This is a genomic window from Cellulomonas sp. (assembly GCF_965229465.1).
Lineage (GTDB): Bacteria > Actinomycetota > Actinomycetes > Actinomycetales > Cellulomonadaceae > Cellulomonas.
The window spans coordinates 1,438,743-1,452,493 of record NZ_OZ245882.1 but is presented as its reverse complement, the minus strand read 5'-3'; the positions used below and the strand labels follow the sequence as shown (position 1 = coordinate 1,452,493).

Genomic DNA, 13,751 nt, shown 5'->3' with positions numbered 1-13,751 from the left:
GTTCAGAGGAACGGCCGCACCTCGACCTTCCGGTTGCAGGCGCGCGACCCCTCCGCGGCGAGCTTCAGCGCCACGTCGAGGTCGGGTGCCTCGATGATCCAGAAGCCGGCGACGTGCTCCTTCGTCTCGACGAACGGTCCGTCGGTGACGATCGCCTCGCCCGAACCCCGGTTGTCGATCACGGTGGCGGTGTCGGGTGCCGCCAGGCCACCGGCGAACACCCAGCTCCCGTCGGCCCGCAGCCCGTCGTTGTACGCGTCGATCGCGGTCATCTCCTCCGGCGTCGCGAAGCCGGACGTCTCGTCGAAGATCACGGACACCAGATACTGCATCTCGGTCATCCCCTGTGCTCGGCGGACCCCCGTCGCGGGCGTCCTGTCATCCCTGCTACGAACGACCTTGCACCGATCCGACACCGCGCGCCGGAGTTTCGACGATCCGCCGCAGCTCGGCCCCGAGGTCTGCCGCGAGCGCCTCCGTCTCCGGCACCACGTCGGGGTCGGTGATGACGGTGACGGTGAGCGCTCCCGCGTACGACAGCGCGGCGAACGCGACGCCCACGTTGCCCGCGGTCACGGTGATCGGCACGACGCGCAGGACCCGGGCGCCGGCGAACGCCAGCTCCTCGGAGGGTCCGCGCAGGTTGGTGAGGAACGAGTTGACGAGGTGCTGCCGGTCGATGGCCCACCGGAACAGGCCGACGGCGGCCAGGAGGCGGAAGGCCGGGCCGACGAGCGCGGCGGAGGCACCGCGGGAGCGGGTCTTCTGGACCCGGGTGCTGGCGGCGACCTGAGCGATCCGCTCGGGCACCCCTCCCGTGACGGGCACCCGGACGGGCATCACGCCCACCTGGTTCCCCAGGTCGGTACTGATGGTCGACGCGCGGGCCGAGACGGGAACCGAGACCACGAGCTCCTCGACGTGCTCACCACGGCGGCGCAGGCTGCACGCCATCGCCTCGGTCAGCGCCACCAGCAGCACGTCGTTGACCGTGGCGCCGTGGCGGCGACCCGCGGCGCGTACCGGGTCCAGGTCCACCTCGACCGTGGCCACCTGCCGCCGCGGACCCGTCGGAGCGTTCAGCGAGCACCGGGGGGCCTTCCGGCCACCGCCCTGCCCGAGCTCGACGCGACCGTGGCGCAGCCTCGCCAGGGCGGACGCAGCCCCGCGCAGCAGGCGGACCCGTTCCCTGGCGGCGTCGACGAACAGGTCGGGCGGGCGCGGCGGGGGCACGAGATCCCGGGATGTGCCGGGCGGCGCGGCCGGCCCGTCGACCAGGTGCGCGAGCACGGCCAGGCCACCGATGCCGTCGGCGAGCACGTGGTGCAGCACCAGCACCAGCGCGACCCGCCCGTCGCTCAGCCCGCCGACCACCACTGCACGCCACAGCGGCCGCGCGCGTGGCAGCGGCCGGGTGACGGCGTCCACGGCGACCCGGAGCATCGCGGCGTCGTCGCCCGCGCCCGGGCAGCGCACCCGGGACACGTGCGCGGCGAGTGCGAAGTCGGGGTCGTCCACCCAGTACGGCCGCCCCAGTCCCCAGGGCGGTGTCACCAGGTGCTGCCGCAGACGCGGGACGGCCCCGATCCGCTTCGCGAGGGCGGCCTCGACCTGCCCCGGATCCGTGCCCGTCCCCCCGGTGAGGACCAGCACGGCGCCGACGTTCATCGGCACCGGCCCCACGTCCGTGGCCAGCTCGACCAGGTCACCGGCGCCGATGCGGTCGACCGTGCGCGGGTCCGCCCTCACCGCAGGGTGATCGTGTGGAGAGGTGCGCCCGGGAGCTCCGCCTCGTGGGTGGCCGCGAAGCCGAGCGTGATGGAGGCGCCGTCGGTCCAGGCGTAGGTGAGTGCGACCTCGGTTCCCCAGCCGCCGGACTGCGTCCCCATCCCGTACCTCGCCACCACGCTGTCCGCGGTGTCCGACCAGGTCAGGCCGGCCGGCAGCTCGCCCGGGTACGCACGGAAACTGGTAGGGGACTCGGGGAGACCCAGCGCGGTCTCGTCGTTGAAGAGGACGACCGACACCACGGTCCCGTCGCTGTCGAGGACCAGCTGGAACCCCTCGGCGTTCGCGTTGACGTCGACGCTGGTGTCCGGCGCTCCCAGGTCGGCTGCGTAGCGCGCGAGACGGGGGTCGTCCCACACGTTGCTGCCGAGCGCCCACTGCCAGACCTCTCCGGCGGGTTCCGCGACCGGTTCCGGGACAGGGTCCGTGCTCTCCTGCGGCGGCCGGTAGGACTCCGTCGACGACGACTCCGTCGGCGGGTGTGTGGGGTCCGCCGCGCACGACCCGAGGAGCGGTGCGCCGCCGAGCGCAAGGATCGCCAGGAGTGCGGGTGCGCGTCGCACCGGCGTGCGGGACAGGAACGTCGTCATGAGATCCCCTCGAGCAGCTCGCCACGTGAGCTCTCACCTCGACACTCGTCCGAGCTGTGTCGGGAATCCAGGGTCCAACGTCCCCAACTCGGCGGCGCCACCTACCCAGGGGCTGGCGTGTGCTCGTCGCCGAGCCGCGCCCGTCGCACCCCGGTGGCCAGCGAGACGGTGGCGACGACGACCAGGGTCGCCCCGGCCACGACGAGGGCAGCGCCGTAGCCGACCGCGTCGCCGAGCAGACCCCCAAGGGGCGCGGCGACGACGATCACCGCGCGGTTGGCGGACCGTCGCGTCGCGTTGGTCCGACCCTGCAACCGGTCGGGTGTCGCGGTCTGCCAGTAGGCCATCTCGTTGGCGTTCTCGGCTCCCATGCACAGCCCGAGCAGCAGCTGTCCGAGCGCGAAGAGCACCCACGCGCCGCCGCCCGGGACCAGCAGCGCCGACGCCGCCATCACCCCCCACGCAGCCCCCGTGCCGAGCCTGGCGCCGATGATGACGTGCCCGGCACCCCACCGGTCACCGAGCCGCACCGCGACGGACGCCCCGGCGAGCGCCCCGACGCCGGCCGCGGCCAGCGCCAGTCCGAGCGTGGCCGGGCTGAGGTGCAGCGTCCGCAGGGCGAAGGGCGTCATCACGGCACCCGCCACGGCCGAGCACGCGAACCATGCGTGGGTGGAGAGCGCCAGCGGCCGCAGCGTCGCGTGCCGGTAGATCCAGCGGAGTCCCTCGCGGATCTCGGGGCCGACGTCCCGCACCCGGCGACGGGACTCGTCTCGGGGCTCGTCCACCGTCACGGTGATCAGCAGGACGGCCGAGACGAGGTAGCTCACGGCGTCGACCAGCACCGCGAGGGGCGCTCCCAGCAGCTGCACCAGACCGCCGGCGACCGCGGGTCCGCTCGCCTGCGCCACGGCGTCGGACTGGTCCAGCCGGGCGTGCGCGGGGCCGAGCAGCCGCGTCGGGACGAGCCGGGGGACGAACGACTGGAACGCCGCGTCGCCCACCACGGTGCACAGCCCGAAGACCGCCATCACCCCCGCCAGCCAGCCGACCGTCAGCGACCCGGTGGCGGACAGGACGGGGATCGCCGAGAGCGCGACCGCGCTGAGCAGGTCCGTCGCGACGAGCACGGGACGGCGCCGGACCCGGTCCACGAGCACCCCGGCGAGCAGCCCGAACAGCAGGTACGGCACCCACCGCGCCGCGTTGACCAGCCCGACGTCCACGGCGTCGCCGGCCAGCACGTCGACCACCAGCACCTGGATCGCCAGGACGGTGATGTAGCTCCCGAACGCGGACGCCGTCGAAGCGGTCCACAGGCGGGCGAAGCCGCGCGACTCGCGCAGGGTCGCCGGGGAGGTCACCGGTGCTTTCTACCGCACCCGCGTCGGTCCGCAGACTCTCAGGCCTCGGCGGCGTCGAATCCCGTGGTGCGGATCAGCCGGGCGGGGACGCCCGCGACGATCGCGTCGGCCGGCACGTCCTTGGTCACCACAGCGCCGGCCCCGACGATCGCGCCGTCGCCGATCGTCACGCCCGGCACGATCGTCACGCCCGCACCCAGCCAGACCTTGCGGCCGATGACCACGGGCGCGGGGAGCATGTCCGCTCGTCGAGCGGGGTCGGTCGCGTGGTTGAGGGTGACGACGGTGCTCCCGTGGCCGATGAGCGTGCCGTCCCCGATGGTGATGCCGCCGGCGTCCTGGAACGTGCAGCCCATGTTGATGAAGACGTCCCTGCCGAGCGTGAGGTTCTTGCCGAACTCGCAGAAGAACGGCGGAAAGACCGTCACCGACTCGTCCACCGGCCGCCCGGTCAGCCGCGCGAGCAGGGCGCGCACCTCCTCAGGCGTGCGGTAGCCGGTGTTCAGCTCCGCAAGCACCCGCAGCGCGTCCTGGCCGGTCCGGTGCAGGAACGCGTGCTGCGCCGAGCCTCCCTCGATGACCGCCCCGCGGCGCACGTGATCGCGGAAGCCCTCCAGGTCGACGTCACTCATCGCGGGACCGACGGCAGGTCGGCCGACCACGAGGCCAGCAGGCGCAGGCGCTCGGCCGACGGTGAGCCCGGTTCGGCGGTGTAGACGAGAAGCACCTGCCCCGGCTCGGCGGTGATGGCGAGCTCCTCGTAGGCGAGGGTGAGGTCGCCGACCACGGGGTGGTGGAACCGCTTGGTCCCCGCGCCGTGCGTGCGCACGTCGTGCGTGCCCCACAGCCGGCGGAACGTCTCGCTCTGCGTCGACAGCTCGCCGACGAGGTCCTGCAGGCCCTTGTCGTGCGGGTCGCGGCCGGCCTCGGCGCGCATGATCGCGACGCACATCTCCGCGAACAGGTCCCAGTCCGGGTAGAAGTCGCGCGCCGCGGGGTCGAGGAACTGGAACCTGGCCAGGTTCGGCGTGCGGCCGCCGTCGCCGATGACGGGGGAGTAGAACGCGCGGCCGAGCGCGTTGGTGGCCAGCAGGTCCTGGCGCTGGTCACGCACGAACGCGACACCGTCGGTGATCGCGGACAGCGCCCACTGCAGGCTCGGCCGGGGCGTCGACGACCGGGTCGCACGACGACGGGACCGGCCCGACGACGGGATGCCGTCGGCGGTGCGGGCCAGGTCGAACAGGTGCGCGCGCTCGGTGTCGTCGAGCTGGAGGGCCCGCGCGACCGAGTCGAGCACCGAAGCCGACGCCCCGCCGATCGCACCGCGCTCGAGCTTGGCGTAGTACTCCACGCTCACGCCGGCGAGGATCGCGACCTCGCTGCGCCGCAGGCCTGGGACGCGGCGGTTGGCGCCGCCAAGGACGCCCGCCGCCTCGGGCGTCACCTTCGCCCGTCGCGACATGAGGAACTCGCGCACGTCCGCTCGGTTGTCCATGGTCCCGACGGTAGGCCGCGCGGCGCCGACGAGGGAGTCCGTGCGGAGAGGTGCACTGCCGGTACACCCCTCAGCAGGGACTCCCCACCCCGCGCCGCGTCCGGTTCCCTGGTGGGCACACCCCCAGAGAGAGGCACGACCACCATGCGCGCAGTCGTCATGTACGCACCGGGCGACGTCCGGGTCGACGAGACCGAGCGGCCGACGATCGTCGAGCCGACCGACGCCATCATCAAGCTCGCCGCCACCTGCATCTGCGGGTCCGACCTGTGGCCGTACCGGGGCACGGACGCCGTCGACCACCAGCCGATGGGCCACGAGTACGTGGGCGTCGTCGAGGAGATCGGCTCCGCCGTCCAGAACGTGCAGGTCGGCGACTTCGTCGTCGGGTCGTTCTTCGCCTCTGACAACACCTGCGAGATCTGCCTGGCCGGGTACCAGACGCACTGCGTGCACCGTCAGCCCGGCGCCCTCCCCGGCGCGCAGGCGGAGTACGCCCGCATCCCGCTGGCCGACGGCACCCTCGTCGCGACCCCGGGCATGCCCGACGCGGACCTGATCCCGTCGCTGCTGGCCGCGTCCGACGTGCTCGGCACCGGCTGGTTCGCCGCCGTCGCCGCCGAGGTCGGACCCGGAACGACCGTCGCGGTCGTCGGGGACGGCGCCGTCGGGCTGCTCGGCGTGCTCGCCGCCAAGCAGCTCGGCGCCGACCGGATCATCGCCATGTCCCGGCACGCGGACCGGCAGGCCCTGGCCCGTGAGCTCGGTGCCACCGACATCGTCGAGGAGCGCGGCGATGCCGGTGTCGCACGGATCAAGGAGCTCACCGGCGGGCTCGGCGCGCACTCCACGATCGAGGCCGTCGGCACCCAGGAGTCGATGATGCAGGCGATCCGTGCCACCCGCGCCGGCGGGCACGTCGGCTACGTCGGCGTCTCCCACGACGTGGCACTGCCGGGCCAGGAGCTCTTCTTCTCGGGTGTCCACCTGCACGGCGGGCCCGCGCCGGTGCGCCGCTTCCTGCCCGAGCTCATCACGCTCATCTGGGACCGGCAGATCGACCCGGGCGCGGTCTTCGACCTCACCCTGCCGATCGAGCAGGCCGCCGAGGGCTACCGGGCGATGGACGAGCGTCGCGCCACCAAGGTGATGCTCACGTTCTGACCGAGGGTCAGGCGGCCAGGTGGAACGTGCTGGCGAAGCGGTCGAGGAGCTCGCCGCGCCCGCGCAGCACCTCGACCACGCCGGTCGCGATCGCGCGGTCCGCGGCGAGCTCGCCGGAGATGATCCGGCGGATGTCCGCCCCCGCGGCGAACGCGAGGTCGACCGGTCCGTCGCCCCGCGTCACGTCGAGGGAGGAGCCGTCCACGCGGACGAGCAGCTCGGCGGCACCGAGCCGCGCCCCGTAGGCGGTCGCCGGCAGGGTCGCCGCCACCTCCGGACGGAACGCGGTGCGCAGGGCCATCGTCATCGAGTCCGGAGTGATGATCTGCTCGTCGCGCGGGTCGCCCATCGCCTTGAAGCCCCAGGCTCCGAGCGCGAGCACCACCGGCTCGAGCTCGCGGCCGTAGGGCGTCAGCTCGTAGATGATGATGCGGGAGCGCGGCGCCCGCCGGATGATGCCCACGGCCTGCAGCTCCTTGAGCCGCGCCGCCAGGATGTTGCTCGGGATGCGGGGGAGCCCTGCGGCCAGCTCCCCGTAGCGGCGCGGCCCGACCAGCAGGTCCCGCACGATGAGCAGCGCCCAGCGCTCGCCGACGAGCTCCAGGGCCTGCGTGATGCCGCAGTACTGCCCGTACTCGCGTGCAGCCATGGGCCTCAGGCCTGCTGGTCCGCGAGCGCCTCGGTGCCCTGCGCGGCGGCGGCCGGGTCGAACCAGCCGAACTCGAGGATGTTGCCGTCGGGGTCGGTGAGCTGACGCTGGTACATGAAGCCGTAGTCGGAGGCGGGTCGCTCCTCGACACCGCCCGCGGCGAGCCCGTCGATAACCCGCGCGTCGACCGCGTCCCGGGTGTCGAGGTAGACCACCGTGGACACCGACGGGTTCACGGCCGGGTCGCCGAGCGGCTTGTCGGTGAAGCTCTGGAAGAACTCGCGCAGCAGGACCATGAGGTAGCTGTGGTCCTGCTCGACGACGAAGCAGGCGGCGTTGTGGTCGGACATCTGCGGGTTGAGGGCGAAGCCGACGCCGGTGTAGAACGCCTTCGCGCGCTCCAGGTCGGTGACGGGCAGGTTGACGAACATCGCGGTCATGGTGCTGCCTCTCGTGGGAACGGTTCGTGGCGATACCGACACTTGCAAAAAACAAGTGAACCGTCAAGACCCCAGATCCTCGATCACGTGCCGGAGGTAGCGATGCGGGTTGTCCAGGAACCCCCGGTACCGCTGCACCAGCTCCAGGTCGTCCCAGTCGCAGCGTCGCAGGCCCCAGTCGCCGACCTCGTAGATCGTCGCGCCGGGGATCGCGGCCAGCACCGGTGAGTGCGTCGACAGCAGGACCTGCGACGGCGTGGTGCGGACCAGGGTCGTCAGGTGCGAGACCAGCGCGAGGCACCCGGTGAACGAGAGTGCGGACTCGGGCTCGTCGAGCAGGAACAGGCCGGGGTAGCGCGGCTTCATGCGCTCGGTGACCAGCGCGAGGAACGACTCGCCGTGCGACATCTCGTGGAACACCGGCTCCGGTCTTCGGCCCGGGTTGTCCTCGAGATACGAGTAGAACGAGTGCATCGTCTCCGCGCGCAGGAAGAACCCGCCCCGCGGGGCGCCGATCTCGCGCTCCAGCCGCAGGTACCGCCACAGCTCGGACTCGGACCGGCGGGTCGCATGCATCGACCCGGTCGAGCCGCCCTCGGCACCCATCCCGAACATCATGGCGACGGCCTCGACCAGCGTGGACTTGCCGGCACCGTTGTCCCCGACGAGCACCGTGACCTGGTCCAGCGGCCAGCCCTCACGCAGCACCTGGGCGACGGCCGGCACCTGCGTGAACCAGGCGTCGCGCGGAACGGGCTCCTGGTCCTGCACCCGCACGGCGCGCACGGGCAGGGGGCTCATCGGGCAACCTCACCACATGCGAGGGTCTGGTGAAGGGCTCGTCCTGATCGCATCCGACCGCGATGATCGGGTCGCGCGGCGTGTCCGGACGCCAGGGTGGACAGCGGAAGGGGGCACCGTGATCGCCTGGCTGAACCACCTCGTGGACCTCGTGGAGGAGAACCTCACCGAGGAGCTCGACGTCGACGGCCTTGCCACCGCGCTGGGCACCACCGAGTACCACCTGCGCCGCATGTTCTCCACGCTGGCCGGGATGCCGCTGTCGGAGTACGTGCGCCGCCGGCGGATGACTGTCGCCGCGGCGGACGTCGTCAGCGGGGCCGCGGACCTGCTGGGTATCGCCGTGCGCTACGGCTACGGCTCGGCGGAGGCCTTCGGGCGGGCGTTCCAGTCGGTGCACGGCGTCAGTCCGGGCCAGGCCCGGCGCGACGGTGGACCCCTCCGCACCCAGCCTCTGCTGAGGTTCCGCCTGACCGTCGAAGGAGCACTGCCCATGGACGTCCGACTCGTCTCCCGACCCGCGTTCCGCCTCGCCGGGCACGCCACCCGCGTCCCGCTGGTGCACCACGGCGTCAACGCCGCCATCGAGCAGCACGTCACGTCCCTGGCGCCGCAGGAGCATGCGCGGTTGAAGGCGTTGGGCGACGCGGAGCCGCACGGCCTGCTCGCCGTGAGCACCGACCTCGACCCGGACCGCCGGGAGGGCACGGAGCTCACCTACCTGCACGGGGTGGCGGTGACGGACGCCGTGGAGGTACCCGCCGATCTCGACGTCATCGGCGTCGACGCCGGCTCGTGGGCCGTCTTCCGCGCGGCGGGTCCCTACCCGGACACCCTGCAGGCGGTGTGGGCGGCGACGGCGAGCGAGTGGTTCCCGTCGAACCCGTGGCGCCTACGACCCGGGCCCCAGGTGGTCACGGTGCTCGACCGCGCCGACGACTTCAGCACCGCCACGGTCGAGCTCTGGCTGCCGGTCGAGGCCGGCTCGTGAGCCGGCATCGACAGGATCAGGCACGCTGTCCCCCATGAACCCGCGCCTTCGCGACGGACTCCTCGGGGCGGCCGTCGCCGTCCTCGTGATGGTGATCGCCGTGTGGGTCGTCGTGTGGTCGATCAGCGACCCGGCGCGCGGTGGTGCCGCAGCTCCCTCGACGCCGGCGCCGAGCCCGAGCGCCGGGGGCCGGGACGAACCGCCGTCCGACCTCGGCCCCGCCGAGATGTGGCTCGACGACCTCGTGCTCGACGCCGGCACCGTCGTCCTGCCGGACTCGACCCTGCGCGACGTCGCCGTCACCGCCCAGGGCGTGCGGTCCGGGCCCGACGGGCTCGTCGCGTCGGAGATGGCCGTCGACGCCACGGTGCCGTTCGACGTCGTGGCCGCCGAGATCGGCCAGGACACCACGGTGCGGTCCGGCGGGTCGTCGGAGGCGGTCGTCGAGCGCACGGTGGAGATCGGGGGGCGCAGCTTCGACGTCGTCGCGACCGGCGAGGTCGACGTCGTCGCCGGTCGGATCGTCGTCGAGCCGACGTCCATCGACCTCGGCGGCCCCTCGTTCCTCGCCGGGATCCTCGGGACGGTCGTGCGCCGGCTCGTGACCATCGAGCACGAGGTCGAAGGGCTGCCGGAGGGTCTGGTGCTCCAGGACGCCGTCGTCCAGGACGACGGCTTCCGCGCGCACCTGAGCGGCGAGGACGTCCGGCTCGTCTCTCCCGCCTCGTCAGCCAGGTGAGGTTCGAGCCAGACTCTTGCGGTGGGGAGGCCGGGACCACCACCATCGGGGCCGCGGCTGGCACGGTGCCGGCAGCTCGACCTCCGGAGCGTCCCCATGTCGCAGAACCCCGTCCCCGCACGTCCGACAGCAGCATTCGTCGGCGCGTCCTGGGTCGCCCTCATCATCGCGATCGGCGCCTTCGGTATCGGACTGTGGAACGCGGAGCTGGTCCCGTCGGAGAAGGGCTTCCTCGGCACGTTGCTGCTGCTCGGTCTGTTCTCCGCGATCGCGGTGCAGAAGTCGGTCCGGGACAGGGCCGAGGGCGTTCCCGTGACGGCGATCTTCCTCGGCCTGTCGTGGGCCATGGTCCTGACCTCCCTCGTGCTCGTGGCCGCGGGCCTGGCCAACGCCCCGCTGGAGCTGTCGGAGAAGGGCTTCTTCGGCCTGGGCTTCGCGATGGCCCTGTTCTCCGTGGTCGCCGTCCAGAAGAACGTCCGCGACCTGGCCGCCGCCGGACCCGCCCCCGCGGCGCCCAAGCCGGCCGTCGAGCCGGACGTCAAGGCGACCGTCTGGCAGTGACTTGCCTGTCGGGCGCGGCGGACCGGGGACATGCAGGGGATGTTCCGCCTCCTGCCGCCCACCGGGTCGGGCCTACTGCCCGACCGTGTCCCCGAGGTGCGCGAGTGAGTTGATCGCGACGACCGGACCGGCGAACAGGACCACGAGCGCCACGGCGAGCGCGACACCCGCGAGCACCCAGGCGGTCGGCGTGAGCGTGGGTGCCCCGCGGAACGTCGCGTTCCGGTAGTCGCGCGCCGCCCGGACGCCGAGGAACACGGCCCCGGCCGCCCCGGCGTACCAGATCATGTCCGCGCCGTGCATCGCGATGCCGATCGCGCCGGTCACCAGCAGAACGACGAGGGCGATCCCGAACATCGTGAATCCCCGGCGGCGCAACGTCAGCGCGTCGTCGAGCCGGTTGCGCTGGTACTGCGCACCCTCGACCACGTGGTCGGCGAGGTTGAGGGACTGCCCGAGGCGTCCGATGGGGACGCTGCCGAACGTCGGGGCCGACGTCGCGACGGCCACCGGCACCTGGACCTGCGGGGCGGTCGGCGTCGTGTGCTCGGTCCACGCCGAACCGTCGAACCAGCGCAGCACGCCGGCCGTCGCGCCGTCGTCGTACCAGCCGGGGGCGGGGAGCGGGCTCATGCGCCGATGGTCGCAGCGCGCCGTCGGCCCTCCCGCCAGATCCGCGCTGATTCACCCGTCCAGCGGGCCGGGTAGCCGAGCCCTACCGCGCGGCGACCTGCTCGACCTGCCGGGCGTGCAGGCCGGCCACCCAGCCCCAGCCGTCCGCGGCCGTGGGGCCAGTCCGCGGGTCACCCGGATCCTGGGCGTCACGCAGTGCGAGCACGTAGGCGCGGTCCTGATCGATCCGCGCGCGCGCCTGGCCGGCCCCGCCGACGGACCCGTGGCCGGGGATGACGAGAGAGACCCCGTCTGCCACGACGTCGAGCTGCCGCAGTGCCGCGAGGTAGTCCTCGAACGGGTCGGCGGCGCCCCGCAGGTCGAGGATCGGGATCAGGACGTCGGAGAGCATGTCGCCGGCGACGAGGACGCCGCAGTCCTCGATCAGCAGCGCCGCGTGGCCGGGGGCGTGCCCCGCGTGCTCGATGATCCGCACCGCCGGCCCGTCCCAGGGGATCTGCACGGTCCCGGCGGGCAGACCGGTGACGAGGCCGAGCAGGTCCAGCGGCACCTCCTCGGGGATGCCGACGGCCTTGGCGATCGCCGCCACGTCGCCCGACAGCCGTTCGGCGGCGGTCGCAGCGCACCGCGCGGTCGCGTAGCGGGGAGCGTCGCCGAGCTCCGGGTGCCACAGGAGATGATCCCAGTGCGGATGCGTCGAGAAGCCCGCCACGACCGTCTGGCCCAGCTCGCGGATGTCGCTCGCGAGGCAGGCCAGCTCGTCGGCATGCACCCCGGCGTCGATGAGCAGCACGCCGTCCCGGCCCTGCACGACGACCGCGTTGCTCTGGCAGAACTGGCTCTCGTGGACCTGCACACCCTGGGCGACCTCGGTCAGCATGGCGCGAGCCTGTCACGCCGGGACGGCGAGTCCCAGCCCCGAGGGCGTCCTAGCGGCCGGCCCGGCGGAGCAGCTCGTCCGTGTCGGCGTCGGCCATGAGCTCGCGAACCTCCTGCGCGCAGCGGCATCCGACGGCGATCTTGGCGGCCCACGCCAGCGCCTCCTCGCGTGTGGCCACGTCGAGGACCGTGAACCCCCCGATGACCTCCTTGGTCTCCGGGAAGGGGCCGTCGGTGACCAGCCCGTCCGTGCCCACGATGCTCGCCCGCTGCCTCTCGAGCCCGGCGGCGAACACCCACACCCCGGCGTCCGCGGCCTCCTGGATCACCGCGTGCGACGCCTCGCCCACGTCGCCCCAGTCCCCGTCGGGGATGTGGTCCATGGCGCCCTCGTTGAACGAGATCAGGTACCGCGGCATCGCATGACTCCCTTGTCCGGCAGCCGCCGTCGGCGGCCTCTCACTCGATCTACGAACGACTCGCCCCGGATCCGACACCACGGCTGGACGTAGTTCATCGCACCTGCGCGCTGCCGACAATCCGCGTGCTGGCGGACTCGCAGTGCGCCGCGCCGATCGCCGGCGGGCGACGTCCTGAGCTCAGACGGCGGCGAGCGGCTGGTCCGTGCGCGCGGCACCGGTCGTGGCGTCGAGCGGCGCGTTCGCCTCGAGGACCTCGCGGTACGGGCGCAGGTGCGTGAACAGCTCGTCCTTCAGGGGGTTGCGACGCCGGGTGACGATGACGCGCACCTGGTAGACGGCGACCGCGACGTTGGCCGCGAGCGACAGGGCCGACACCACGAGCAGGGCGCTCTCGTCGTGCGAGGACTGGACGGCGAACTGCGAGGACGTGACGAACGTCGGGACCGCCATCGTGAACATCATCCACAGGGCGAGCGTGTGCGCGCGGTGCTGGAGCCAGGCGCCCTTCTTGAGGAAGAACGCGGGGATCGTGCAGGAGATCAGCAGTGCCGCACCGGCGTAGAACGCGTGGTCGCCGACGCAGTTGTAGACGTAGGCGAAGTTCCACAGGTCGTACGCGACGATCCAGAACCAGAGCATGTCCGGCCAGACCATGTCCTTGGACCTGTCGCGCGACACGATGATCCCGGCCCAGCCGCAGATGGTGAGCGCGTTGAGGATGCCGGCGATCCCGTTCATGTAGTTCCAGACGCCGCCGACCATGAACACGCCGTCGTGCATGCCCTGCAGGCCCGCAACCTGGAAGTCACGGATCACGGCCTCGCAGATGTTGAGCGCGAGGATCAGCGCGGGGAAGAGCAGCATCCAACGGTTCTTGGAGAGCCTGCCGACGTACCGGAGCAGCATGAAGCCGAGGCAGCCAGCCAGAGCCGAATAGACCTTCACCCAGTGGAACCAGGTGCCGGTCGACGACCCCTCGCCGGCGGTCGTCGGCCACACGAACACCGTCAGGACCAGGGGCAGGGCGACGAAGAACGCGATCCCGGCCCACTTCCAGCGGCGGGTGACCTCGTTGAGGGCGATCAGGGCGCCGAGGACGACGAACCACATCACCCACGACTGCCAGCCGATGGTGTCGAACAGGAACATCGCGACCTCCTCGCGGACCGCCCGTGGCCGGCACGGCTCCGGGGTTGCTCGACGGTAGGAAGACTGCGCCCCGGCAAGCACTG

Annotated in this window: 17 protein-coding genes; 4 read left to right on the top strand and 13 right to left on the bottom strand. The window is 72.6% G+C overall.

Annotation, left to right across the window (positions count from 1 at the left end; genetic code table 11):
- Positions 1 to 2 precede the first annotated feature (2 nt).
- From ACO06A_RS06905 to ACO06A_RS06880, 6 genes are all read right to left on the bottom strand, one after another.
- Positions 3 to 332 carry a YciI family protein gene (locus ACO06A_RS06905; RefSeq protein ID WP_421736029.1) on the bottom strand — a complete coding sequence of 110 codons (330 nt, stop codon included), beginning with the start codon at positions 330 to 332 and terminating at the stop codon, positions 3 to 5.
- A 55-nt stretch (positions 333 to 387) separates the two neighbouring features.
- A complete protein-coding gene (locus ACO06A_RS06900; protein ID WP_421735286.1) occupies positions 388 to 1,749 on the bottom strand; it encodes a wax ester/triacylglycerol synthase domain-containing protein in 1,362 nt (453 codons plus the stop codon).
- Positions 1,746 to 2,378 carry a hypothetical protein gene (locus ACO06A_RS06895; RefSeq protein ID WP_421735285.1) on the bottom strand — a complete coding sequence of 211 codons (633 nt, stop codon included), beginning with the start codon at positions 2,376 to 2,378 and terminating at the stop codon, positions 1,746 to 1,748. The genes ACO06A_RS06900 and ACO06A_RS06895 overlap by 4 nt, the downstream gene beginning before the upstream one ends.
- Positions 2,379 to 2,479: 101 nt before the next feature.
- On the bottom strand, positions 2,480 to 3,742 hold the full coding sequence (locus tag ACO06A_RS06890) for an MFS transporter (RefSeq protein WP_421735284.1): 1,263 nt from the start codon (positions 3,740 to 3,742) through the stop codon (positions 2,480 to 2,482).
- 38 nt (positions 3,743 to 3,780) lie between these two features.
- Positions 3,781 to 4,374 carry a sugar O-acetyltransferase gene (locus ACO06A_RS06885; RefSeq protein WP_421735283.1) on the bottom strand — a complete coding sequence of 198 codons (594 nt, stop codon included), beginning with the start codon at positions 4,372 to 4,374 and terminating at the stop codon, positions 3,781 to 3,783.
- On the bottom strand, positions 4,371 to 5,240 hold the full coding sequence (locus ACO06A_RS06880; RefSeq protein ID WP_421735282.1) for a helix-turn-helix transcriptional regulator: 870 nt from the start codon (positions 5,238 to 5,240) through the stop codon (positions 4,371 to 4,373). The genes ACO06A_RS06885 and ACO06A_RS06880 overlap by 4 nt, the downstream gene beginning before the upstream one ends.
- A 144-nt stretch (positions 5,241 to 5,384) precedes the next feature.
- Here ACO06A_RS06880 and ACO06A_RS06875 point away from each other — a divergent pair, with 144 nt between their 5' ends.
- Complete coding sequence (locus ACO06A_RS06875) at positions 5,385 to 6,404, top strand: zinc-dependent alcohol dehydrogenase family protein (RefSeq protein ID WP_421735281.1); 1,020 nt, start codon at positions 5,385 to 5,387, stop codon at positions 6,402 to 6,404.
- 7 nt (positions 6,405 to 6,411) lie between these two features.
- On the opposite strand, the gene ACO06A_RS06870 is transcribed toward ACO06A_RS06875, so the two are convergent.
- The 3 genes from ACO06A_RS06870 to ACO06A_RS06860 form a co-directional block, all read right to left on the bottom strand.
- A complete protein-coding gene (locus ACO06A_RS06870) occupies positions 6,412 to 7,053 on the bottom strand; it encodes a winged helix-turn-helix transcriptional regulator (protein WP_421735280.1) in 642 nt (213 codons plus the stop codon).
- A 5-nt stretch (positions 7,054 to 7,058) separates the two neighbouring features.
- Positions 7,059 to 7,493, bottom strand: coding sequence for a VOC family protein (locus ACO06A_RS06865; protein WP_421735279.1), 435 nt, complete (start codon positions 7,491 to 7,493; stop codon positions 7,059 to 7,061).
- Positions 7,494 to 7,556: 63 nt separating this feature from the next.
- Positions 7,557 to 8,294, bottom strand: coding sequence for an AAA family ATPase (locus tag ACO06A_RS06860; RefSeq protein WP_421735278.1), 738 nt, complete (start codon positions 8,292 to 8,294; stop codon positions 7,557 to 7,559).
- 118 nt (positions 8,295 to 8,412) lie between these two features.
- On the opposite strand from ACO06A_RS06860, the gene ACO06A_RS06855 reads away from it, so the two are divergent.
- The 3 genes from ACO06A_RS06855 (at position 8,413) to yiaA (ending at position 10,585) form a co-directional block, all read left to right on the top strand.
- Complete coding sequence (locus tag ACO06A_RS06855) at positions 8,413 to 9,285, top strand: AraC family transcriptional regulator (RefSeq protein ID WP_421735277.1); 873 nt, start codon at positions 8,413 to 8,415, stop codon at positions 9,283 to 9,285.
- A 34-nt stretch (positions 9,286 to 9,319) separates the two neighbouring features.
- Positions 9,320 to 10,024 (top strand): LmeA family phospholipid-binding protein, encoded by a 705-nt coding sequence (locus tag ACO06A_RS06850; protein ID WP_421735276.1) that lies wholly within the window; start codon positions 9,320 to 9,322, stop codon positions 10,022 to 10,024.
- Positions 10,025 to 10,120: 96 nt separating this feature from the next.
- On the top strand, positions 10,121 to 10,585 hold the full coding sequence (gene yiaA, locus ACO06A_RS06845) for an inner membrane protein YiaA (RefSeq protein WP_421735275.1): 465 nt from the start codon (positions 10,121 to 10,123) through the stop codon (positions 10,583 to 10,585).
- 72 nt (positions 10,586 to 10,657) lie between these two features.
- Here yiaA and ACO06A_RS06840 read toward each other — a convergent pair whose 3' ends face one another.
- The 4 genes from ACO06A_RS06840 to ACO06A_RS06825 form a co-directional block, all read right to left on the bottom strand.
- Positions 10,658 to 11,218 carry a DUF2510 domain-containing protein gene (locus ACO06A_RS06840; RefSeq protein WP_421735274.1) on the bottom strand — a complete coding sequence of 187 codons (561 nt, stop codon included), beginning with the start codon at positions 11,216 to 11,218 and terminating at the stop codon, positions 10,658 to 10,660.
- Between the two features lie 82 nt (positions 11,219 to 11,300).
- Entirely contained in the window at positions 11,301 to 12,098 is a 798-nt protein-coding gene (locus tag ACO06A_RS06835; RefSeq protein WP_421735273.1) for an MBL fold metallo-hydrolase, read from the bottom strand.
- Between the two features lie 49 nt (positions 12,099 to 12,147).
- On the bottom strand, positions 12,148 to 12,516 hold the full coding sequence (locus ACO06A_RS06830) for a YciI family protein (protein WP_421735272.1): 369 nt from the start codon (positions 12,514 to 12,516) through the stop codon (positions 12,148 to 12,150).
- A gap of 180 nt (positions 12,517 to 12,696) precedes the next feature.
- The gene (locus ACO06A_RS06825; protein ID WP_421735271.1) at positions 12,697 to 13,668 is read right to left on the bottom strand and encodes a DUF5692 family protein; all 972 of its coding nucleotides are present in this window, start codon (positions 13,666 to 13,668) and stop codon (positions 12,697 to 12,699) included.
- Positions 13,669 to 13,751: the final 83 nt, after the last annotated feature.

Coding starts and splice junctions, on each gene's coding strand:
- ACO06A_RS06905 (WP_421736029.1), bottom strand. CDS start 332: ATGCAGTATCTGGTGTCCGTGATCTTCGACGAGACGTCCGGCTTCGCG.
- ACO06A_RS06895 (WP_421735285.1), bottom strand. CDS start 2,378: ATGACGACGTTCCTGTCCCGCACGCCGGTGCGACGCGCACCCGCACTC.
- ACO06A_RS06885 (WP_421735283.1), bottom strand. CDS start 4,374: ATGAGTGACGTCGACCTGGAGGGCTTCCGCGATCACGTGCGCCGCGGG.
- ACO06A_RS06880 (WP_421735282.1), bottom strand. CDS start 5,240: ATGGACAACCGAGCGGACGTGCGCGAGTTCCTCATGTCGCGACGGGCG.
- ACO06A_RS06875 (WP_421735281.1), top strand. CDS start 5,385: ATGCGCGCAGTCGTCATGTACGCACCGGGCGACGTCCGGGTCGACGAG.
- ACO06A_RS06870 (WP_421735280.1), bottom strand. CDS start 7,053: ATGGCTGCACGCGAGTACGGGCAGTACTGCGGCATCACGCAGGCCCTG.
- ACO06A_RS06865 (WP_421735279.1), bottom strand. CDS start 7,493: ATGACCGCGATGTTCGTCAACCTGCCCGTCACCGACCTGGAGCGCGCG.
- ACO06A_RS06860 (WP_421735278.1), bottom strand. CDS start 8,294: ATGAGCCCCCTGCCCGTGCGCGCCGTGCGGGTGCAGGACCAGGAGCCC.
- ACO06A_RS06850 (WP_421735276.1), top strand. CDS start 9,320: ATGAACCCGCGCCTTCGCGACGGACTCCTCGGGGCGGCCGTCGCCGTC.
- yiaA (WP_421735275.1), top strand. CDS start 10,121: ATGTCGCAGAACCCCGTCCCCGCACGTCCGACAGCAGCATTCGTCGGC.
- ACO06A_RS06840 (WP_421735274.1), bottom strand. CDS start 11,218: ATGAGCCCGCTCCCCGCCCCCGGCTGGTACGACGACGGCGCGACGGCC.
- ACO06A_RS06835 (WP_421735273.1), bottom strand. CDS start 12,098: ATGCTGACCGAGGTCGCCCAGGGTGTGCAGGTCCACGAGAGCCAGTTC.
- ACO06A_RS06830 (WP_421735272.1), bottom strand. CDS start 12,516: ATGCCGCGGTACCTGATCTCGTTCAACGAGGGCGCCATGGACCACATC.
- ACO06A_RS06825 (WP_421735271.1), bottom strand. CDS start 13,668: ATGTTCCTGTTCGACACCATCGGCTGGCAGTCGTGGGTGATGTGGTTC.